This window comes from Delftia sp. ZNC0008 (assembly GCF_000799035.1).
Lineage (GTDB): Bacteria > Pseudomonadota > Gammaproteobacteria > Burkholderiales > Burkholderiaceae_C > Comamonas > Comamonas tsuruhatensis.
This window is the reverse complement of the sequence record NZ_JTKZ01000024.1, coordinates 1-548: the sequence shown is the minus strand read 5'-3', so window position 1 is coordinate 548 and position 548 is coordinate 1. Positions and strand designations below refer to the sequence as shown.

Annotated in this window: 1 protein-coding gene; it reads left to right on the top strand. The window is 71.7% G+C overall.

Annotation, left to right across the window (positions count from 1 at the left end; translation table 11 throughout):
* Positions 1–548 (top strand): flavodoxin domain-containing protein (locus tag L995_RS00745; RefSeq protein WP_047468184.1); only part of this gene is annotated, 548 nt, incomplete at both ends.

Below are 548 nucleotides of genomic sequence, written 5' to 3'. Positions count from 1 at the left end.
CCGCGTTTCGTGGCCAGCACCTTTGGCGAAGGCGACCCGCCGGATGCCGCGCGCCGCTTTGCCCGCCTGCTGGGCGCGGCCTCGGGCTCGGCCCTGCCGCACCTGCAATACGGCCTGCTGGCGCTGGGCGATCGGCAGTACGCGGCCTTCTGCGGCTTTGGCCATGCACTGGACCACCAACTGCGCCGCCTGGGCGCACAGCCCGTGTTTCCGCTGATCGAGATGGATGGCGAGGACGCCCAGGCCTGGCATGCCTGGCAGCAGGCGCTGGCAGGGCATTTCGGCGCCGTGCTGCCCGTGTGCGATGCCCTGCCTGCGTCTTCGGCGGAACCGCTTGCCGATGCCACGGCCTTTGCCGCATGGCCGCTGCAGGCGCGCAGCCTGTGCAACGCGGGCAGCCAGGGCGCAGGGCTTTATGTACTGGACTTGGCACCGCCCGAAGGCGTGGCCCCGCTGTGGCGGGCTGGTGCGCTGGCCGAGGTGCTGCCACGCCATGGCACAGCCACCGTGCAGGCCTGGCTGGCCGCCCAGGAATGTGATGGACGCGG